Genomic DNA, 19,805 nt, shown 5'->3' on the forward strand with positions numbered 1-19,805 from the left:
ATGCGCGCCCTCCCCCTCTCCATCGGCACCATCCACTTCGTCGGCATCGGCGGCATCGGCATGAGCGGCATCGCCGAGGTGCTGAAGAATCTGGGCTACACGGTCCAGGGCTCCGACCTGTCCGAGAGCGCCAACGTCAAGCGCCTGCGCGACCTGGGCATCGCCGTGTCCATCGGGCACCGGGCGGAGAACATCGCGGGGGCCGCGGTGGTCGTCGTGTCCTCCGCCGTCAAGCGCGACAACCCGGAGGTGGTCGCGGCGCGCGCCGCCCTGGTCCCGGTCGTCCGCCGCGCGGAGATGCTGGGCGAGTTGATGCGCCTGAAGTGGGCCATCGCCATCGGCGGCACGCACGGCAAGACCACGACCACCTCGCTGGTCGGCAACATGCTGGAGCACGCCAACCTCGACCCGACCGTCATCAACGGCGGCATCATCAACGCCTACGGCACCAACACGCGGCTGGGCACCGGCGACTGGATGGTGGTAGAGGCGGACGAGAGCGACGGCACCTTCGTGAAGCTGCCGGCCTGCATCGCGGTCGTTACCAACATGGACCCGGAGCATCTGGACTATTACGGCACGTTCGACAACGCGCGGGCGGCCTTCGACAGCTTCGTCCAGAACATCCCGTTCTACGGCTTCGCGGCGCTGTGCATTGACCACCCGGAGGTGCAGGCGATGATCCCGCGCGTGTCGGACCGCCGCATCATCACCTACGGCTTCAGCCCGCAGGCCGACGTGCGCGCCGTGAACATGCGCCTCGGCCCCGATGGTGCCGAGTACGACGTGTCGATCTACGACCGCCACACGGGCGAGAGCCGCACCATCGCGAACGTGCGCCTGCCGATGTACGGGCCGCACAACGTGCAAAACTCGCTGGCCTGCTTCGCGGTCGGCAACGAGATGGGGCTGCCGGACGTGGTCATGCGCGACAGCATGGCGAAGTTCCAGGGCGTGAAGCGCCGCTTCACCAAGACCGGCGAGTCGAACGGCATCATCGTCATCGACGATTACGGCCACCACCCGGTGGAGATCGCCGCCGTGCTGAAGGCCGCGCGGACGGCGGGCACGGGGCGGACCATCGCCGTGGTGCAGCCGCACCGCTATTCGCGCCTCGCCAACCTGTTCGAGGAATTCTGCACCTGCTTCAACGACGCCGACGCGGTGATCGTGGCCGACGTCTACGCGGCGGGTGAGCAGCCTATCGAGAACGTGAACCGCGACAGTCTGGTCGAGGGCCTGCGCATGCACGGTCACCGTCAGGTGATGGCGCTGCACGGGCCGGAGGAGTTGCCGACGCTGGTGCGGGAAATCGCGCGTCCGGGCGACCTCGTGGTCTGCCTCGGCGCCGGCAACATCACCCAGTGGGCGAACGCCCTGCCGGGTGAGCTGGACAAGCTGGCGGGGAGGACTGCATGACGGCGGCGCACGCGATGTCCAATTTCCACCTCATCGACCTGATGCCCAAGTGCCGGGGCCGGCTGACCGCCGACGCGCCACTGGCGAACGTGACGTGGTTCCGCGTCGGCGGCCCGGCGGAGGTCATGTTCCGCCCGGCCGACGCCGAGGATCTGGCCGAGTTCCTGGCCGCGCTGCCGGCCGAGATCCCGGTGACGGTCGTTGGCGTGGCGTCGAACCTGCTGATCCGCGACGGCGGCGTTCCCGGCGTGGTGATCCGGCTGGGGCGCGGCTTCACGGACATCGAGGTCAACGGGGCTTCCTTGACCGTGGGCGCTGCGGCCCTGGACCTGAATGTGGCCAACGTCGCACGGGATAACGGGGTTGCCGGCCTGGAGTTCCTGTCGGGGATTCCGGGCACCATCGGCGGCGCGTTGCGCATGAACGGCGGCGCCTACGGACGCGAGATCAAGGACGTGATGGTCGCGGCGCAGGCGGTGGATCGCAAGGGCGAGCTGCTGACCTTCTCCAACGAGCAGATGGGCTTCTCCTATCGGCACGCCGATGTGCCGGCCGACTGCATCTTCACCGGTGCGGTTCTGGAGGGCGAACCGGGCGACACGCTGGAGATCGCGCGGCGCATGGCGGAGATCTCCGACAAGCGCGCCGACACCCAGCCGGTCCGCTCGCGCACCGGCGGTTCGACCTTCAAGAACCCGCCGGGCCACAAGGCCTGGGAGCTGATCGACAAGGCCGGCTGCCGGGGCCTGAGCATCGGCGACGCGCAGGTGTCGGAGAAGCACTGCAACTTCCTCATCAACCAGGGCTCGGCCAGCGCGGCGGACCTGGAGAATCTGGGCGAGGAAGTGCGGCGGCGGGTGTTCGAAACCTCCGGCGTCACGCTGGAATGGGAAATCAAGCGCGTGGGTGTGCCGAAATGACCGGGAAGAAGCATGTCGCGGTCCTGATGGGCGGCTGGTCGGCGGAACGCGAGGTGTCGCTGGTCAGCGGCGCCGGTGTCGCCAAGGCGCTGGAAGAGGAAGGCTACACGGTCACGGCGGTGGACGTGCAGCGCGACCTGAACGGCCTCGTCCAGGCGCTGTCCAACCCGCGCCCGGACGTGGTCTTCAACGCCCTGCACGGGCGCGGCGGCGAGGACGGCACGATCCAGGGCATCCTGGAGTTCCTCGGGCTGCCCTACACGCATTCGGGTGTGCGCGCCTCGGCCATCGCCATGGACAAGGTGATGACCAAGCGCGTGCTGGACACGGCCGGCGTGCGCTCGCCCAAGGGCATCGTTCTGACCAGGGGGGAGCTGACCGGCGGGCAGCACCCGATGCCGGCGCCCTACATCGTCAAGCCGGTGGACGAAGGCTCGACCGTCGGCGTCACGCTGGTGCGCGAGGGGCAGAACAGCCCGGTCGGCGACGCCTGGACCTTCGGCGAGCGCGCCCTGGTCGAGGAGTTCATTCCGGGCCGCGAGCTGACCGTCGGCGTGATGGGCGATAAGGCCCTGAACGTCACCGAGATCCGGTTCGAGGCGCAGGTCTACGACTACACGGCCAAGTACAGCGCCGGCCACGCGGTGCACACCGTCCCGGCCGACATCCCCGAGGAGGTCGCCGAGGAGGCCAAGCGCCTCGCCATCGTCGCGCACCAGACGCTGGGCTGCCGTGGCGTGACCCGCAGCGACTTCCGCTGGGACGACGGCAAGCCGGGCACGACGGGCCTGTATTTCCTGGAGATCAACAACCAGCCCGGCATGACGCCGCTGTCGCTGGTGCCCGAACAGGCGGTGTCCGTGGGCATGTCCTACGGCGCGCTGGTCGCTTGGATGGTGGAGAACGCGGCATGCCAGCTCGATTGAGTGTCGATCCTCATTTCCGTCCCACGGGTTCGCGCGGCGACGCGCCGGTCCCGCCGCGCGCCATGGCGCAGTCGGCCCAGAAAGGCAACCGCCGCCGCGCGTGGCCGCGCTGGACCCGGCCGGCGATCAAGGCCGCGCTGCTGCTGACCCCGGTTCTGGTCGCCGCCGGCGCCGCCGGCATGGCGTGGCAGCGCGGCACCTTCGCCGAGACCGCCGCCGCCTTCGAGGAAAGCCTGATCGCGGCCAGCGCCGGGATCGGCTTCGCGGTGGACGACGTGATGGTCGAGGGACGGACGGAGACCGACCGCGACGCCATGCTGCGCGTGCTGGGCGTTCAGCGCGGCGACCCGATCCTGGCGGTCAATCTGGCCGAGACCAAGGAGCGGCTGGAGGGTCTGCCCTGGGTGTCGTCGGCCGCCGTGGAGCGCCGCCTGCCGGACATCCTCTACGTCCGGCTGACCGAGCGCCAGCCCATGGCGATCTGGCAGCACGACCGCAAGTTCACGGTGATCGACCGCGAGGGCCGTCCGCTGGCCGACGCGACCGAGCTGGCCCGGCGCGGCAACGAGCGCATCGAGACGCTGCCCCAGGTCGTGGGCGCCAACGCCCCGGCGCAGGTGCCGAAGCTGCTGGCGGCGCTCGACAAGGTGCCCTCGGTGCGCGACAAGGTGACCGCCGCCGTGTGGATCAGCGATCGCCGGTGGGACCTGAAATTGAACAACGGGGTCGTCGTGAAGCTGCCGGAAGGCGGAATGACCACCGCGCTGCGCCAGTTGGCCGAGCTGGACGCGTCCGGCCGCGTGCTGGACCGCGACGTGGTCGCCGTCGACCTGCGCCAGCCCGACCGCGCCGTGCTTCAGACCTCCGCCACCGCCGTCCTGCCCTGGACGGAGGAGGAGACCAAGAAGAAGCCGGGCAGGAAGACGTGATCGGACGCAGCGAGGCCACAGGGTGCTGAAAATGGGCTTCAATGGAGCGAAAAAGCCAAAACGTCCCACGCGCGGCGGAATCGTCGCCGCGTTGGACGTTGGCTCCACGAAGGTGGTCTGCTTCATCGCGCGTGTCGAGGACGCGGGAGCGGTACGCATTCTGGGCATGGGCCATCAGATCGCGACGGGCGTGCGCGCCGGCTCCATCATCGACATGGAGGCGGCGGAGACGTCCATCGGCGCCGCCGTCCACGCGGCCGAGCAGATGGCCAACGAGACCATCCGCGACGTCATCGTGAACGTCTCCTGCCCGATCTCCCACGGCTTCAACGCCGAGATCTCGGTGTCCGGCCAGGAGGTGACGGAGGGCGACGTGCGCCGCGCGCTGTCCCACGCGCGCACGCTGCAGGTCGGCCCCGATCAGGCGCTGGTGCACGCGATCCCCGTGGGCTTCTCGCTGGACGGCAACCGGGGCATCCGCGACCCCAAGGGCATGTACGGCGAGCGGCTGGGCGTCCAGGCGCACGTCATCACCGCCTCGGCCGGGTCGGTGCGCAACCTGCACACCTGCGTGGCGCGCTGCCACCTGGACATGGAGAGCATGGTCGCCAGCCCCTACGCCTCGGGCCTTGCCTGTCTGGTCGAGGACGAGATGGAAATGGGCTCCGCCTGCATCGACATGGGCGGCGGCACCACGACCATTTCGGTCTTCTGCGAGGGCAACCTCGTCTGGACCGACTGCATCCGGCTGGGCGGCAACCACGTCACCAACGACATCGCGCGCGGCCTGACCACCCCGGTCGTCCATGCGGAGCGCATGAAGACGCTGTACGGCAGCGCCATGACCAGCGCCGCCGACGAGCGCGAGATGATCGACGTGCCCCAGGTCGGCGAGGAGGAGCGCGCAGGCGCCAACAACCTGCCGAAATCCTTCCTGGTCCGCATCATCCAGCCCCGGCTGGAGGAGATTTTCGAGATCGTCCGTTCCCGCCTGGAGCAGTCGGGCTATGCCAAGCTGGTCGGCCGCCGCGTCGTGCTGACCGGCGGGGCCAGCCAGCTGCCCAACACGCGGGAGCTGGCGCAGCTCATCCTGGACAAGCAGGTCCGCATCGGTCGCCCGACGCGGATCGCCGGCCTGAACGAGGCGCACGGCGGTCCCGCCTTCTCGACCGGTGCGGGCCTTCTCCTACACGCCGTTCGCAATCCGACGGAACTTCCGGTGGCGGGCCATGAGGCTGGCGTTGCTTCCGGTTTCTTCGGGCGTGTCGGCCTGTGGCTGCGGGAGAACCTCTGATGAGGAATCCGTAGCCGGTTTCCAAAAAGCCCCCGGATCAACCGGGGGATGTCACCCGCGAGACAAACATCGAACCAATGCAAAGGTTGTGGAGGCTCAAATGATCAACGTGACGATGCCCGGTATCGAACCCGAACTGAAGCCCCGGATCACCGTGTTCGGCGTCGGCGGCGCCGGCGGCAACGCCGTCAACAACATGATCAAGTCGAACTTGGAAGGCGTGGACTTCGTCGTCGGCAACACCGACGCGCAGGCGCTGAAGGGTTCGATGTGCGAAAAGCGCCTTCAGCTCGGCACCACGGTCACGCGCGGCCTGGGCGCCGGGTCCAAGCCGGACGTCGGCCGGGCCTCGGCCGAGGAGCAGATCGATGAGATCGTCAGCTACCTCGACGGCTCCAACATGGTGTTCATCACCGCCGGCATGGGCGGCGGCACCGGCACGGGCGCAGCCCCGGTCATCGCGCGCGCGGCCCGTGAGCGCGGCATCCTGACCGTCGGCGTGGTGACCAAGCCCTTCCACTTCGAAGGCGCGCACCGCATGCGTCTGGCGGAGTCGGGCATCGCCGAGCTGCAGCAGTATGTCGACACGCTGATCATCATCCCGAACCAGAACCTGTTCCGCATCGCCAACGAGAAGACCACGTTCGCCGACGCCTTCAAGATGGCCGACGACGTGCTGCATTCCGGCGTGCGCGGCGTGACCGACCTGATGGTCATGCCCGGCCTGATCAACCTGGACTTCGCCGACATCCGCTCGGTCATGACCGAGATGGGCAAGGCGATGATGGGCACCGGCGAGGCCGGCGGCGAGCGCCGCGCCATCGAGGCCGCCGAGGCCGCGATCTCCAACCCGCTGCTGGACGACGTGTCGATGAAGGGCGCGCGCGGCGTGCTGATCAACATCACCGGCGGCTACGACATGACCCTGTTCGAGGTCGACGAGGCCGCGAACCGCGTGCGTGACGAGGTCGATCCGGACGCCAACATCATCTTCGGCTCGACCTTCGACAGCTCGCTGGAAGGCACCATGCGCGTGTCCGTCGTCGCCACGGGCATTGACGCCGCCGCCATGGCCAACCCGCGCACCCTGCACCCGGTCAACCTGTCGCTGGTCTCCGACCGCGGCGTGAAGAAGCCGGCCGCCCCGATGGCCCCGACCGGCCTGACCGCCCCGGCCCCGGCTTCGGCCCCGGTCGCCCCGGCGATTCCGGGCGCCGCCACCGGATCCGCTGTCGGTGTCCGCCCGATGAGCAGCGGCAACACCGCCCTGCAGCACGCCCCGGCCCACCACCATCAGGCCCCGGCCCAGGCGGAAGCCGCCCCGGCGGTGCACCAGCCGGCCCCGGAGCAGGTTCCGGTCCAGGCGGAAGTTGCCCCGCAGCAGGCGGTCGAGACCGCCCAGCCGGCCCGCACCACCGGCCCGCTGCATGGCGAGCGCCGCGACGGCCACTTCATTGCCCCGACCCCGGCCGACCCCGGCCCGCGCCAGCCGGCGACCGCCCCGGTTGCTCCGTCCGCGCTGTCCGCCGGCCCGGCGCCGGCCCCGGCTCCGGAAGCCGCCCCGGCCCGCAAGCCGAACTTCCTGTTCGGTCTGGTGACCGGTCTGGCCGGCCGCAAGGGTGAAGCCGCCCCGCAGCAGCCGGTGCAGCCGCCGCACGCCCACCAGACGGCCCATCACCAGACGGCCCACCACCAGCCCGTTGCCCACCAGCAGCAGCCGGTTCACCACCATCAGGCCCCGGCCATGCCGGCCGCCGCCCCGCAGCCGATGGCCCCGGCCGTGCCGCCGCAGGGCAAGACCGACGAGGAGCAGCTGGACATCCCGGCCTTCCTGCGTCGTCAGGCGAACTAAAGCGGGTGTTTTCGGTCTGAGAGTACCCCGCCGGCCGCCGCCGCCTCCCTGAAGCGGCGTCGGTGGGAGATCCACAACCTGTTCGACTTCAGCCGCCTCCGGAGTTTCGCAAGAAAGCTCTGGGGGCGGCCTTTTCGCGTCTGCGGCATGGCCTCCACCGCTTTGCAACAAACGGTAACAAAGAGTGATTTGTCCTCGACGGGGCCGAATGATACCTAGCATATGCGGTCATAAGCGCTGTCGCTGGAACGCCCAGGCGTTGAAGTGACGCGGACCGGCCGCAAGAACACAAGATCAAACCGGGAAGAGACCGTGGCTCACAATCGCATGAACACCGACGGCATGCTGCAACGGACCGTGAAGAAGCCGGTGCGTTGCACGGGCGTTGGTCTGCACACGGGTGCGACGGTTACGCTGACGATTTCCCCGGCCGAGCCGAACACCGGTTTCGTCTTCCTGCGCACCGATCTGAGCGGCCAGGCCGCCGTGATCCAGGCGCGCTGGGACACCGTGGTTGACACCCGCCTGTGCACCGTGATCGGCAACGCCCACGGCACCACCGTCGGCACGATCGAGCATTTGATGGCGGCGCTGGCCGGCTGCGGCGTGGACAACGCGATCATCGCGCTGGACAACATCGAAGTGCCGATCATGGACGGCAGCGCCGAGCCCTTCGTCGAGGCCATCGAGCGCGTCGGCACCGTGGCGCAGAACGCCGCCCGCCGCGCGATCCGCATCCTGAAGCCGGTCACCGTGGTGGACGGCGCCAAGAGCGCGACCTTCACGCCGGACGACGTCACGACCTTCCGCTTCGACATCGATTTCGACAACGCGGTGATCGCGCAGCAGAGCCACGCCATTGAGCTGGACGGCGAGAGCTTCAAGGACGAGATCAGCCGCGCCCGCACCTTCGGCTTCCTGCACGAGGTCGAGGGGCTGCGCAAGATGGGGCTGGCCCGTGGCGGCTCGCTGGACAACGCCATCGTCATTTCCGGCGACCGGGTGCTGAACGAGGACGGCCTGCGCTTCGACGACGAGTTCGTCCGCCACAAGATCCTGGACGCCGTCGGCGACCTGTATCTGGCCGGCGGTCCGTTCATCGGCCATTTCCACGGCGTCCGGTCCGGCCATGCGCTGAACAACCAGCTGCTGCGCGCGCTGTTCGCCGACCGCTCGGCCTGGTGCTACGACACGCCGACGACCATGCTTCCGTCCGGCTGGTGCACTGTCGAGCACCGCGCGGTCGCGTAACTCCGTTCCTCCCAGCAGAAAAGGCCCTGCTGTTCCGCACTGCCCTCCCCTTCCGGGGAGGGCTTTTTGCTTTTGTACGGCCCCTCCCCTATCGGGTTCGCGGGGCGCCAGTCCCGCGCGGGGCGCCCTCCCCTTCCAAAGCGAACGCGGAGAGTCGCGCGCAACCGCCCTCCCCTTCCGGGACGGAAGAAATGGGCAGTGCGCGCAGGAGCGTTGAAGACTATTCAACTTTCCAATTATTTCAATGGATTACAACAATTTTCAAACAAATTGGATGAGGCCTGCCGGCGTCAGCGTCTCCCTCCCCTGCGGAAGAAAGGCCGCCGGACAGGATCCGGCGGCCTCGCGTTGTCGATCAGGAGGGCGTGTTCGGCCATTCCGGAGCCGGCAGCAAAGCCACCACCTCGGCCGGCGTCAGCGGCGCCCGCTTGCCGGACTGCACCTCGGCAAGCAGTTCGTGGCACTTGGCCCAAACGGCGTCCCGCCACGCCACGCAGGCCTGCCCTTCCGCCTGAAAGGTCGGGACGGTGCTGGTTGCGTAGGTGCAGGCGCTCAGGATGCCGTCGTAGCGGCGGGTGCGCGCCTCGGCGTCGAGGTGGGCCTGCACGGCCGTGCCGATCGCCGCGATCAGGGCCTCAGCCGCCGCCCGCTCCTTGGCGGCGATGTTCGCGTTCAGGTCGGTCACCTGCTCGGGCGTCAGCACCTCGCGGATGTCGAACACCTCCCACGCCTGTTCCCAGTGGCCCTTGGCGGTCAGAACGGGCGCCGCTTCGCGCACCGCGTGATCGTCATCCGGCGGCGTGGGGGCTGGCGCCGGGTGCACCGGATCGACGCCCAGGAAGTCGAGGATCGGCTGCCCCCAGGTCCCCGCCGGGAAGCCGAAACCGGGGTGTCGGGCGGCAAGGGTATCGGGAGTCAGCGGGTAAGCGCCCGTGGCGCGGTCACGATAGAGATCCATGGTGTCGCCTCCTCTCAGGCGCAGGCCCAGTAGACGTAGGATCCGGCGGGGAGCGTCGGGTTGATGATGAAGCCGTTCGTCGCCGGATCGATGTGGTTGGTGCTGGTGACCTCGGCGGCGGTGGAGTTGAGCAGGAAGTAGGGATCGTTCCCTGCGACGATGCCTCGTGCGGTATCCCACACGTACCAGTCCCCGACAGCGTCGGTGCGCTTCAAGATGACGAGGCGCGGGTTTAAGCCGCAGGTCTCGGTCCACGGCGCGGCCCCGAGTGTGAACGATCCGGCCTTGCAAAGGCCAGGGGTGTCGCCGAACAGGAACGCCGTGTACTTCCCGCCGCTGAAGTTCGTCGCCGCGCCCGTGCCTACGGTGAAGTTGCTCGCCGTGGGATCGGTGGCGTTGAGGTGGTCGGTGGACGGACCCGTTGGAGCCGCCGTCGTGTTCAGGGACAGGGAAAAGGGCGAGCCGAGGGCCTTGTGGTAGACGAGCCAGTTGATGCCCTGGTCGGCGTCCCGCCGCTTGATCCACATCATCCCCGGCGCGCTGCCGAGATTGTGCCGGATGGGGCGGGCGAAGCCTGTACCTGTGTAGCACACCTCGTCGAAATAGTCGGGGGCGCGCTTGAAGGCGTAATCAATCAGGCTATACCCAACGCCGTTATGGACGTTACTCGCAATCTGATACCCTGACATTTGGTCAAAGTTGAGGAAGATTGCGGAGCCTTCCGCGTTGATGCTTTCCGTTTGCAGATATTTTCCACCACCGCGAAGTCGGGAAACAACAGCTCGTGCCTGGGCACTGTCACGGTAGTTGACATAGACCATATCAGCCGGGAAGCCGGGCGTGGTGATATTGGTTGCTCCACCGTTACCCGTACGCACAACCGGACAAAACACCTTGTCCGCGCCAAGTTGCAGTGCGGGCTTGTTGGGGCGACGGATTGCGACGTAGATGACTGGCAAGTTGCTGGTGTTGGACGCAGGGGTGAACCCCGAGGCGTTAGGAGAAAAATTGGACCCAGCGGCTTCGGTATTGTTGGTGTTCGGTTGCAGACTTGTCCAGCTCCCATCCGCTGTCCAACCTCGCACCTGATCTGCGATATACCAATTATCCGCTACGGTTGAGGTCTTCAAGAGCATGAACTGTGGCTCCCATCCGAGATTAATGGGGGCCGTGCTGCTGTAGTAATCGCACTGTATCATCCCGTCCGGCGACGTGTCGTGCGCGAAGCCGAGGACGAGGTATTGTCCTGTAGGGCTTGCGCTGTTAAGCGTCAGCGTGGTTCTGGATACAGCGAGGGTCGTGCTGGAGACGACGGCATTGGGCAGGTTCAGATACAGCAGGTGGTTTGGTGCTGACCGATGCCACACCCACCAGTCGCCCACGGCATCCACGCGCTTGACAATGGCGCAGCCAACCACCCCCAAGTCAGTCAGGTCAATTGTCGTATTAGTTCCGGTCGTATGGCTGACCAATTTTCTAGCGAAGAACTTCGGGGCCTCAAGGAAGGTCCAGTTGATGAACTTTTGATTCGCCGCGTTGAAGCCGTTCCAGGGGCCGAGCACCATCCCATTGGCGTCCGTACTGAAGGTGTTTCCATTCGTGGCCGGGCCTGCCGCGCTTGGGGTCGTAAGGTACGAGCCGTTGCCGATAAGATCGGACATGACGGCATGGCCGTGCGTGGTGGTTCGGGATTTTGTCCACGTCATCCACCCACGCGCAGCCATGTTCAGGCCGTTGAGGACCGTCATTGTGCCCCCGTTCCCGACATAGGCCGAGGCGCCGAACACGTCGTCCACGTACAGCTTGCCACCGCCCACCAAGGCAAACTCTTCCTCCATGAGGCCCGCCAGCATCATGCTCATGCCTTGACATCCTTCTTGATCGACATTTCGGTCACCGTGCCGGCGGGGTTGATCGACAGCAGAAGCACGTCTTTTCCGGAGGCCGTGTAAGCGCCGATGCCGGTGGCGACGCCCCCCGCCGCCTGCGCGCCGGTGGGCGATGCCACAACGTAGGCCCCGGCGTTGGTTAGGGAGACACGGGCGTAGGTCCGTCCGGTGGTCGGGCGGTTGACGTAGGACCAAGCCGTGATGTTGGCGGCGACGGTATGGGCGAATTCGGCATGAGCATGCCCGCCGAAATCGAGGGTCAGGGTGCCGCCGCTGAACGTGGCGGTTCCGGTCTGGAGTGTGATTGCCGCCAGTTTTTTGGGCGTGATGATCGTGGCGTCGTCGGTCCCGGCGTTCGCTTGCGCCTGCGTGGCGATCATGGCGACGCCAGCCGCCGTCTCCGTCGCCGGGACGACAACGGCGGCGTCGCCCTTATCGCCCTTGTCCCCCTTGTCGCCTTTCAGACCGGGGATGCCCTGCGGTCCCGGTTCGCCCTGCGGACCCTGCGGTCCCGTCGCGCCCGTGAGTCCCTGGGGACCGACGTCGCCTTTGGGTCCCTGCGGACCGGTCGGGCCTTGCAGACCGGTTTCACCCTGCGGCCCCTGCGGGCCTTGAGGGCCTACCTCGCCCTGGGGACCCTGCGAACCGGTCGGGCCTTGCGGACCCGGTTCACCCTGAGCGCCCTGCGGTCCCTGTGCACCCTGGAGGCCGATCGGCCCCATCAGACCCTGCGGACCCGGTTCACCCTGAACACCCTGCGGTCCCTGCGCGCCTTGGGGGCCGACCGGGCCCATCGGACCCTGCTGGCCCGGTTCGCCCTGAACACCCTGCGGCCCCCGCGGGCCGGTCGGGCCGCTTATGGCCACGGTCCAGGAGGACGGCGTGCCGCCGCCGCGCACATCGGCGGGAGAGACGCGGAGAGTCAGAGCACCGGTGGAAGGATTATAGTCCACGACCGTGCCGGCCATGGAATTGTCGGGGTCGGCCGCATCGCTGGCCACCACCCACATGTTCGGCTCGAATCCCTTGCCGGTGTCCACCGTCAGCGGCTTGATGCCGGAACCGATGGACAGGGTGCTGACCGAAGAACGGGCGCTGAGCAGTCCGTTTGCGGTGACGGGCAGGCCGACAAGCGTGATCGCGTTGTGGCTCATGAGGACTCCCTTTCAAAATGGGTGTGGGAATGCATTGCCGGCGCGCAGTGTGTGCGCCGGTCGCTGTCGTGTTCGCTTGGAAGGACGAGCGCCGTGCGGCGCGTTCGGCTTACGGGTTAACCGCCAATCCGATGAAAGATTTTATACCTATTACACCGGTTCAGTTCAAGGCATAAAAGTCTGACATAAGGAATTTTTACCCCATACGAGCGCATGACGACGGATGCGCCGGCCCACGGGCTGCGGCGGCCGGCGGCAAAGCAACCGTCTTTGAAAAGAACGGAGATGTCGGGCGAAGGCGCTTACGGCGTGGACGGCGCCGTAGGGCCGGCGGCGTACTCGCCGAAGCGGGTATCTTCCCGGAGGATGTGCTTGCCCAGCCAGTCGGAGCAGAAGCCGAAGACCTCGTCGCCGGGGATCTGGTCGCGCTGGGCGTGGAAGCGCTCGCGGTAGGCTTCCACCTGCCGGGTCAGGCCGTCGTGCAGGGCCTTGTGCGCGGCGAAGGTCGGGTAGCCGGCCCGCTCCATGTGCGCCTCTTCGGCAGCGAAGTGGCGCTTGGTGTAGGTGATCAACTCGTCGAGGATGGCCTCGATCACGTCGGGGTTGTTGCGGCTCCCGTCCTCGGCCAGCTTGTTGACGATGCCCACGATGACCCGATGATCCTCATCCAGGTCGTCGATGCCGACGCTCATCCAACGCGACCACTGAATCGGTTCCACGGCGGTCCCCCAGCGCATCTTATTCTTGGCGCCTGTTATGGGGCCGGAGGCTGTGGCACGTCAACGCGCCACAGCCGCGCTGCGGCAATTTGACGGCTCTCCTCAACCGGCGATAAGCGCCTGCCACTCCTGTTCGGTGAGGATGGTGACGCCGAGGTCGCGGGCCTTGGTCGCCTTGCTGCCGGCGTCGGCGCCCGCGATCAAATAGTCGGTCTTGGCGGAGACGGAGCCGGCGACCTTGGCGCCCAGCGCCTCGGCGCGGGTCTTGGCCTCGGTGCGGGACATGGTCTCCAGAGTGCCGGTGAAGACCACCGTCTTGCCGGCCACGGGGGAGTTGGCCGCCGCCTTCGGACGCTCGGCGTCGAGAACGGTGACGCCCGCCTCCCGAAAGCCCTGGATGATGTCCAGGTTGTGCCGTTCGCGGAAGAAGCCGGCCAGTTCCTCGGCCGCCACCTCGCCCACATCGGGAATGGCGACCAGCTCGTTCCAGGCGGGGCCGGGCTGCGCCCCGGCGGCGGCGATCATCGCCCGCTTCCAGGCGTCCAGCGTTCCGTACCGTTCGGCCAGCGCCTGGGCGGCGCGGGCGTCCACCTTCTTGATGCCCAGCAGCTTGATGATCTTCTCCAGCCGCAAGGCGTCCTGGGTGGCGTAGAAGTCCACCTTGGGCAGGTTTTCCGGGTCGGAGAACCAGGCCAGCAGCGCATCGGCCTTCACCGGGCCGAGGCCGTTCAGCGCGTGCAGGTCCAGCCACGCCTCGCCCGGCATGTCGGCGATGGCGCGCTCCATGCCGGTCAGCAGGCTGTCGAGCGACACGTAATGCCGGGCCAGCGACTTGGCAGTCACCTCGCCGATGTGGCGGATGCCCAGCGCGAAGACGAAGCGGTGCAGGTCGATGCCGGCGCGGCGCTGGTTGATGGCGGAGAACAGGTTCTCCACCGACTTTTCCTTCCAGCCGGGTCGGCCGAGGATGGCGATGGCGCCCTCCTCCACCCGCTTTTCCAGCGTGAAGATGTCCACGGGGGAGCGGATCAGGCCGTCGTCCCAGAATTCCTCGATGGTCTTCTCGCCCAGCCCCTCGATGTCGAAGGCGTTGCGGGAAACGAAGTGGCGCAGGCGCTCCTTCGCCTGGGCGCCGCAGATCAGGCCGCCGGTGCAGCGGCGCACCGCCTCGTCCGGCTCGCGCACGGCGAGGCTGCCGCAGACCGGGCAATGGTCGGGGAAGCGGTAGGGCTCGGTGTTGGCCGGGCGCTGGCTTTCCACCACGCCGACGATCTGCGGGATCACGTCGCCGGCCCGCTGGACGATCACGAGATCGCCGATGCGGATGTCCTTGCGGGCGATCTCGTCCTCATTGTGCAGGGTGGCGCGGCTGACCACGACGCCGCCGACGGTGATGTCCTCAAGCTCTGCTACGGGAGTCAGGGCGCCGGTGCGGCCGACCTGGATGGTGATGCCCTTCAGCCGGGTCTGCGCCTGCTCCGCCGGGAATTTGTGGGCAATGGCCCAGCGCGGCGCGCGGGAAACGAAGCCCAGCCGCTGCTGAAGCTCCAGGCTGTTGACCTTGTAAACCACGCCGTCGATGTCGAACGGCAAGGCGGAGCGCTGTTCGCCGATCTTGCGGTAGTGGGTCAGCAGCGCCTCGGCCCCGTCGCACAGGTTGGACGGGCGGTTCAGGTGGAAGCCCCAGCCGCGCAGCCGCTCGCGAATGCCCCATTGGGTGTCGGCGATGGGTTCCGACACCTCGCCCAGCGCGTAGCCGAAGAAGCAGAGCGGGCGGGAGGCGGTGATCTTCGCGTCCTTCTGGCGCAGCGAGCCGGCCGCCGCATTGCGCGGGTTGGCGAAGACGGGCTCCCCCTTCTCCGCGTAGGCGCGGTTCATCGCCAGGAAGTCGTCGCGGTTCATGTAGACCTCGCCGCGCACCTCCAGCACGGCGGGGTATGGGGCGGGGAGCTGCTGCGGCACGTCCCGGATGGTGCGGACGTTGGCGGTCACGTCCTCGCCCTCCGTGCCGTCGCCGCGCGTGGCGGCCTGGACGAGGCGGCCGTCCTCGTAGCGGAGCGACAGGGACAGGCCATCGATCTTCGGCTCGGCCACGAACTCGATGGGGGCGTCGTCGGGCAGGCCCAGGAAGCGGCGGATGCGCGCCACGAATTCGTGCGCGTCCTCCTCCGCGAAGGCGTTGCCGAGCGACAGCATGGGGACGGCGTGGCGCACCTTGCGGAAGCCGGCGGCCGGGGCGGCGCCGACGCGCAGGCTCGGCGAATCGGCGCGGCGCAGCTCGGGATAGCGCGCCTCGATGGCGTTGTTGCGGCGGACCAGAGCGTCGTAGTCGGCGTCGCTGATCTCCGGCTTGTCCATCTGGTGATAGAGCCGGTCGTGGTGCGCGATTTCCTTGGACAGGGCGGCCAGTTCGGCCTGCGCCTGCTCGACCGTCAGTTCCTCCACGGGGATGGCGCGAAGGTTGGCGGGGGTGTCGAACAGGTCGGTCATGGTGGGTCTCTTCTGTCCCTCGTCATTTGGGGGCGCAGCATAGCGCCGATGGGACGGGATCGGGAGAGACGAAACGCCATGCCTTCCCCGCCGCGTGCGCAGCCCGCGACGGATCCGGGATCCGTCGCGGGACGGCCGCGGTCAGGCCAGGGCCTTGAGCAGGCCGGCAATGGCGGACACCGCCTTGTCAACGATCTCCAACGCTTCCAGCAGATCCTTGACCCGCTTGCGTGCCTCCTTGATCGCCTTGTTCGCCCGCCCGAGATCGGCAATGGCGGCGTCGTACTCCGCCTTCTTCCTCTCGATGGTTTCGTCGATCAGACGGTCCAGCAGTTCGTGCAGCTCGTCGATCCGAGCGTAGATCGGTCCCTTTCGATCGACCGGTGTTTCGTCGAGCAGATCCATCAACTCATCGAGGAGCAGGCGGATGTCGTTTCCAAGAGACTGGCTGGTGGTCATGAGAGCGATCTCCTTAGCCGAAGGCCCGGACGAGGGCGTAGAGGGTCTGCACTTCCCTGGCGAACTGGCGGATGTCCTCGATCGAGTAGGCACGGTCCTCCACCGCCGCGAGCAGGGCGGCATGCGCCTTCTTCAGCTTTGCTGCGGTTTCGCCTCCCGTCTGGTCGAGCGTGGCGATGTGCGCCTTGTGGTTGCGGTGCATCCGGTCGGCGTTGACGAAAAGCCACCGGTCGGACGCCGGCATGCTCGCACGGCGGTTTGGAGCGTTGATCGTGTCGAACGCGTCGCGAAGCGAAATGTCGAGCCCACGCGCCGCCGACTCATACGCCGCAAGCGACGTGTTCCCGGACACGCGGAATTCTCCGGCCAGAAGATCGGCAGCCTTGTCCACCGTCGGCGCGAAAGCCCGGACGATGTCGATCACGGCATCGCGCTTGACGTTCTCCACGGCCAGCGACGCGACCGGCCCGGCCTTCCCCGCCACGGCCTTGATACGGTCGCCGTCCTCGGCGAAGCCGGGCAGCTTGGCGAGATTGTCGCCGATGGACGACATGTGCTGTTTGACGGCATCCGGATTGCCGTCGCCGACGAGATCGACCAGCCCTTGCCCATAGGACCGAAGGGCAAGCGCCAACTGCATCGGGCGCGTCAGATCGTCTTGATCGAGGTTTCTGTCCAGATTGGTGAACTTCCTCGCGGCGAAATCGCTGGAGGATCTGGCGCCCGGAAGCGCCAGGGACGCCGCCTGCATCTCCATGATGCCGTTGCGCATCTGCGGCAACTCCGTCACCACCAATTCACCGTAGTCCTTGCTGGCGGTGCCGAAGGTCGCCACGGCCTCCTTCTGCGCAGCGGTCAATCCGCAAGCACCGAGCGGCACCATCAAGAAGGGCAGAACGGCAAGGTACAGCTTGGTCCGGCATGCACGTCGTTCGGTCATTTGCATTCCTCCCAAAGAACGCCGACGAGTGCGGTGCTTCTTATCTGAATGCTCTCACCCGCACCCTTGGATGGTGCGTCTGCGAGACATGCCGAGTCAATTCGGCGAAAGTCATGAAGCTCTTCTCAAATTCTGATCATAAATGAATATGCCAACAACCCGAAAAGCAGTTCCAACGGAGGCGGATGATGCAGTTTTCCTGGAATTTGCCGGATGGGAAAGGCAAATGGAGAGATGCGAGGACAAGCCGGAAGCCGCCATGCCCCTGCCCGCCAACTCCCTCTCCGTCGATGATCGGTTCGTCATCGCCGCGGCGCTCGACCGCATCCTGTACGACGACCCGGACCATTTCGCGGCGGAGGATGCGCGGCTGCTGCGCCGGATGATCCCGCGCACGCGCACGCCGTGGCTGCGGCTGGGCTTCCGCGCCGAGAGTCAGGGACCGTCCATGTCCGGCCAGGCGGCCGGGGTCGGCGACGTGAAGATGGACGGCGACAAGAAAGTCGTCGAAGGCGGGGTCGGCGAAACGTCGGTGTGGCGCTGCGGCCAGTACAAGATCTCCAACCACGGCGACGATCTGGAGATCTGGCAGGTGATGAGCGACGAGTTCGCCGAGGAGCCGAAGGGCGCCCGGCTGGAGTTCGGCCCCACTGGCGCGCCGGAGCGCCTGACCTTCTTCCAGCCGCGTGATCTGGAGTTGCGCATCCCCTTCACCAGCTTCGCCGTCGGGCTGCGGCTGGGCGGCTGGCAGCCGTGGAAGAGCGCGGCGTGATGCCGAAGGGGGGCGCGTAGGACTGCGCCGCCCCCTTTGGCGATGCGTCAGCCGGTGCTGTGGTCGTGCAGCAGGTCGGCGTGGGCGTAGAGGTCCGGGGCCAGCGCCGCGAGATCGAAGGCCATGGGCACCACATCGTCCGTATGGCCCTGAAGCCCGTCCAGCCCCTGCGTGACAAGGTGCTGGTAAACCTCCTGCTGGCCGGCTTCGGCCAGGGCGGTGGCGCCGGGGAAGTAGCCCTTGTCGGCGTTCACCACCAGCGTGCCGTTCCACCACAGGCCCGACTGGCCCTTGACCACGTCCTTACCGTCCAAGGCCCCCTTGTCGTAGGTCACGATGCCATCGGTCGGCAGGACCGCCTTGCCGTTGATGGTGACCTTGTTGACGAACAGGCTGCGATCCTGGCCGTTGATGACCGCGTCGTTGTCGTACTGGATCTGGACCTTGTGGGCCTGATCGGCGGTCAGGCTGGTGTTGAAGCTGTAATCCTTGGCCGTGGTGCCGGCCATGCCCTCGCCGATCTTCTTGCCATCGACCAGCAGGTTGAAATGGGCGCTCACGCCGCCCGCCGGGCTGCCGGAGGCGTTGACGGTGATGGTCGAGCCGGTGGCCGGAGCGGCCGGGAAAGCGGAAGCCGGGGTGTTGAACACCAGCGTGCCGTTCCACCACATCCCCGACTGGCCCTTGACCACGTCGAGACCGTCGAGAGCACCCTTGTCGTAGGTGACGTTCGCGTCGGTCGCCGCCATGGCGTGGCCGTTGACGGTGACCTTGTTCACGAACAGGCTGCGGTCCTGGCCGTTGACGACGGCGTCGTTGTCGTACTGCACCTGGACCTTGTGGGCTTGGCCGCCGGTCAGGTTGGCGGTGAAGGCGTAGTCCTTGGCCGTCGTGCCGGCCACGCCCTCGCCGATCTTCTGGCCGTCCACCAGCAGCTTGAAGTGGGCGTTCACGCCACCGGCCGGGTAACCCAGGGCGTTGACGGTGATGGTCGAGGTGTCGGGCTGCGGCGCCGGGGTGGTCGGCGTGTAAGTCTGGGCGATCTTGGCGAGCAGGGCGTCGGTGTTCAGATCAAAATAGCCCGACGTGCCCATGGCCGTGCCGCTGGCCTTGGCGAGCGACAGGAACTGGTCCTGGGTCAGGCGCGCGCCGGTCAGACTGACGGCCTGCTGCTGGGCCAGCGCCACGGCCGCCGTGACGGTGGGCGCGGCGAAGGAGGAACCGTTGGCCGAATAGGTGAGACCGGCGCTGTTGGTCAGCCGGATGTCGGTGCCGTCCGCGCAGATGTCGGTCAGGGTCGGGCTGCGCTGCGCCCAGGCCGGGAAGCTCCCGTCGCCGGTCGAGGCGGAGACGCAGATCTGGTTGGCGTCGGCGGCGAAGCTCGACACGCTCTGCGTGGCGCCGCCGTCGCCGCTGTTGCCGCCGGCCGCCACGGTCAGGACGCGCTTGGCAGCGAGTGCCGCCAGTTCGTCGGACATGGAGGTGGTCGCCGCCACGGTCTGCGCGCCGCCGCCGAGCGACAGGTTCACCGCCACGATGTTGTAGGCGTCGGCGTTGGCGACGACCCATTGCAGGGCCTTCTCGATGTAAGTCTCGTCGGTGGCGCCGCCGCTGTCGGACATGACCTTCAGGGCGATGATGCCGGCGTCGGGGGCGTTCTTCAGAATGCCGGCCGTGACCATGGCCCCGTGCGTGTTCGCGTCGGAAACCATGACGTTGTCGTCGTTGTGGTAGAAATCTTGCTGATAGACCAGCCGGCCCGTGCCCCAGGACGAGGACAGGCCAGTGTCGATCACGACGACGTTTCCGATGGGGGCGGTGGTGTTCGACATA

Annotated in this window: 16 protein-coding genes; 8 read left to right on the forward strand and 8 right to left on the reverse strand. The window is 67.3% G+C overall.

Annotated features, from left to right (window positions below; genetic code table 11):
• The 7 genes from murC to lpxC all read left to right on the forward strand — a co-directional run bounded on the left by murC (nt 1) and on the right by lpxC (nt 8,591).
• Nucleotides 1-1,419, forward strand: a complete 1,419-nt coding sequence (gene murC / locus J2852_RS22985; protein WP_209880248.1) for a UDP-N-acetylmuramate--L-alanine ligase — start codon at nt 1-3, stop codon at nt 1,417-1,419.
• A complete protein-coding gene (gene murB, locus J2852_RS22990; protein ID WP_209880250.1) occupies nt 1,416-2,339 on the forward strand; it encodes a UDP-N-acetylmuramate dehydrogenase in 924 nt (307 codons plus the stop codon). Before murC ends, murB begins: the two co-directional genes overlap by 4 nt.
• Nucleotides 2,336-3,265: a D-alanine--D-alanine ligase gene (locus tag J2852_RS22995; RefSeq protein ID WP_209880252.1), complete on the forward strand. Its 930-nt coding sequence runs from the start codon at nt 2,336-2,338 to the stop codon at nt 3,263-3,265. Before murB ends, J2852_RS22995 begins: the two co-directional genes overlap by 4 nt.
• Nucleotides 3,250-4,194, forward strand: coding sequence for a cell division protein FtsQ/DivIB (locus tag J2852_RS23000; protein ID WP_209880254.1), 945 nt, complete (start codon nt 3,250-3,252; stop codon nt 4,192-4,194). The genes J2852_RS22995 and J2852_RS23000 overlap by 16 nt, the downstream gene beginning before the upstream one ends.
• Before the next feature lie 31 nt (nt 4,195-4,225).
• On the forward strand, nt 4,226-5,488 hold the full coding sequence (gene ftsA, locus J2852_RS23005; RefSeq protein WP_209880256.1) for a cell division protein FtsA: 1,263 nt from the start codon (nt 4,226-4,228) through the stop codon (nt 5,486-5,488).
• 100 nt (nt 5,489-5,588) lie between these two features.
• A complete protein-coding gene (gene ftsZ / locus J2852_RS23010; protein ID WP_209880258.1) occupies nt 5,589-7,340 on the forward strand; it encodes a cell division protein FtsZ in 1,752 nt (583 codons plus the stop codon).
• Nucleotides 7,341-7,652: 312 nt separating this feature from the next.
• Entirely contained in the window at nt 7,653-8,591 is a 939-nt protein-coding gene (gene lpxC, locus J2852_RS23015; RefSeq protein WP_209880260.1) for a UDP-3-O-acyl-N-acetylglucosamine deacetylase, read from the forward strand.
• 355 nt (nt 8,592-8,946) lie between these two features.
• On the opposite strand, the gene J2852_RS23020 is transcribed toward lpxC, so the two are convergent.
• From J2852_RS23020 to J2852_RS23050, 7 genes are all read right to left on the reverse strand, one after another.
• Nucleotides 8,947-9,549 (reverse strand): hypothetical protein, encoded by a 603-nt coding sequence (locus J2852_RS23020; RefSeq protein WP_209880262.1) that lies wholly within the window; start codon nt 9,547-9,549, stop codon nt 8,947-8,949.
• 14 nt (nt 9,550-9,563) lie between these two features.
• Nucleotides 9,564-11,411, reverse strand: coding sequence for a DUF7483 domain-containing protein (locus J2852_RS23025; RefSeq protein WP_209880264.1), 1,848 nt, complete (start codon nt 11,409-11,411; stop codon nt 9,564-9,566).
• On the reverse strand, nt 11,408-12,592 hold the full coding sequence (locus tag J2852_RS32115) for a collagen-like domain-containing protein (protein WP_209880266.1): 1,185 nt from the start codon (nt 12,590-12,592) through the stop codon (nt 11,408-11,410). The genes J2852_RS23025 and J2852_RS32115 overlap by 4 nt, the downstream gene beginning before the upstream one ends.
• A gap of 302 nt (nt 12,593-12,894) precedes the next feature.
• Nucleotides 12,895-13,311 (reverse strand): bacteriohemerythrin, encoded by a 417-nt coding sequence (locus J2852_RS23035; protein ID WP_209880268.1) that lies wholly within the window; start codon nt 13,309-13,311, stop codon nt 12,895-12,897.
• A gap of 102 nt (nt 13,312-13,413) precedes the next feature.
• Nucleotides 13,414-15,801: an NAD-dependent DNA ligase LigA gene (gene ligA, locus J2852_RS23040; RefSeq protein WP_209880270.1), complete on the reverse strand. Its 2,388-nt coding sequence runs from the start codon at nt 15,799-15,801 to the stop codon at nt 13,414-13,416.
• A gap of 141 nt (nt 15,802-15,942) precedes the next feature.
• A complete protein-coding gene (locus J2852_RS23045; protein ID WP_209880272.1) occupies nt 15,943-16,260 on the reverse strand; it encodes a hypothetical protein in 318 nt (105 codons plus the stop codon).
• Between the two features lie 13 nt (nt 16,261-16,273).
• Entirely contained in the window at nt 16,274-17,200 is a 927-nt protein-coding gene (locus tag J2852_RS23050; RefSeq protein ID WP_209880274.1) for a hypothetical protein, read from the reverse strand.
• Nucleotides 17,201-17,426: 226 nt separating this feature from the next.
• Here J2852_RS23050 and J2852_RS23055 point away from each other — a divergent pair, with 226 nt between their 5' ends.
• Nucleotides 17,427-17,972, forward strand: coding sequence for a hypothetical protein (locus tag J2852_RS23055; RefSeq protein ID WP_246499925.1), 546 nt, complete (start codon nt 17,427-17,429; stop codon nt 17,970-17,972).
• A gap of 47 nt (nt 17,973-18,019) precedes the next feature.
• On the opposite strand, the gene J2852_RS23060 is transcribed toward J2852_RS23055, so the two are convergent.
• The gene (locus J2852_RS23060) at nt 18,020-19,804 is read right to left on the reverse strand and encodes a carbohydrate-binding domain-containing protein (protein WP_209880276.1); all 1,785 of its coding nucleotides are present in this window, start codon (nt 19,802-19,804) and stop codon (nt 18,020-18,022) included.
• Nucleotide 19,805: the final 1 nt, after the last annotated feature.

It is taken from the genome of Azospirillum soli, from assembly GCF_017876165.1.
In the GTDB taxonomy this organism is placed as follows: Bacteria; Pseudomonadota; Alphaproteobacteria; order Azospirillales; family Azospirillaceae; genus Azospirillum; species Azospirillum soli.

What these genes read in the sequence shown, in the direction of transcription:
- murC (WP_209880248.1), top strand. Translation starts at nt 1, where the DNA reads ATGCGCGCCCTCCCCCTCTCCATCGGCACCATCCACTTCGTCGGCATC.
- murB (WP_209880250.1), top strand. Translation starts at nt 1,416, where the DNA reads ATGACGGCGGCGCACGCGATGTCCAATTTCCACCTCATCGACCTGATG.
- J2852_RS22995 (WP_209880252.1), top strand. Translation starts at nt 2,336, where the DNA reads ATGACCGGGAAGAAGCATGTCGCGGTCCTGATGGGCGGCTGGTCGGCG.
- J2852_RS23000 (WP_209880254.1), top strand. Translation starts at nt 3,250, where the DNA reads ATGCCAGCTCGATTGAGTGTCGATCCTCATTTCCGTCCCACGGGTTCG.
- ftsA (WP_209880256.1), top strand. Translation starts at nt 4,226, where the DNA reads ATGGGCTTCAATGGAGCGAAAAAGCCAAAACGTCCCACGCGCGGCGGA.
- ftsZ (WP_209880258.1), top strand. Translation starts at nt 5,589, where the DNA reads ATGATCAACGTGACGATGCCCGGTATCGAACCCGAACTGAAGCCCCGG.
- J2852_RS23020 (WP_209880262.1), bottom strand. Translation starts at nt 9,549, where the DNA reads ATGGATCTCTATCGTGACCGCGCCACGGGCGCTTACCCGCTGACTCCC.
- J2852_RS23025 (WP_209880264.1), bottom strand. Translation starts at nt 11,411, where the DNA reads ATGAGCATGATGCTGGCGGGCCTCATGGAGGAAGAGTTTGCCTTGGTG.
- J2852_RS32115 (WP_209880266.1), bottom strand. Translation starts at nt 12,592, where the DNA reads ATGAGCCACAACGCGATCACGCTTGTCGGCCTGCCCGTCACCGCAAAC.
- ligA (WP_209880270.1), bottom strand. Translation starts at nt 15,801, where the DNA reads ATGACCGACCTGTTCGACACCCCCGCCAACCTTCGCGCCATCCCCGTG.
- J2852_RS23045 (WP_209880272.1), bottom strand. Translation starts at nt 16,260, where the DNA reads ATGACCACCAGCCAGTCTCTTGGAAACGACATCCGCCTGCTCCTCGAT.
- J2852_RS23050 (WP_209880274.1), bottom strand. Translation starts at nt 17,200, where the DNA reads ATGACCGAACGACGTGCATGCCGGACCAAGCTGTACCTTGCCGTTCTG.
- J2852_RS23055 (WP_246499925.1), top strand. Translation starts at nt 17,427, where the DNA reads ATGGAGAGATGCGAGGACAAGCCGGAAGCCGCCATGCCCCTGCCCGCC.
- J2852_RS23060 (WP_209880276.1), bottom strand. Translation starts at nt 19,804, where the DNA reads ATGTCGAACACCACCGCCCCCATCGGAAACGTCGTCGTGATCGACACT.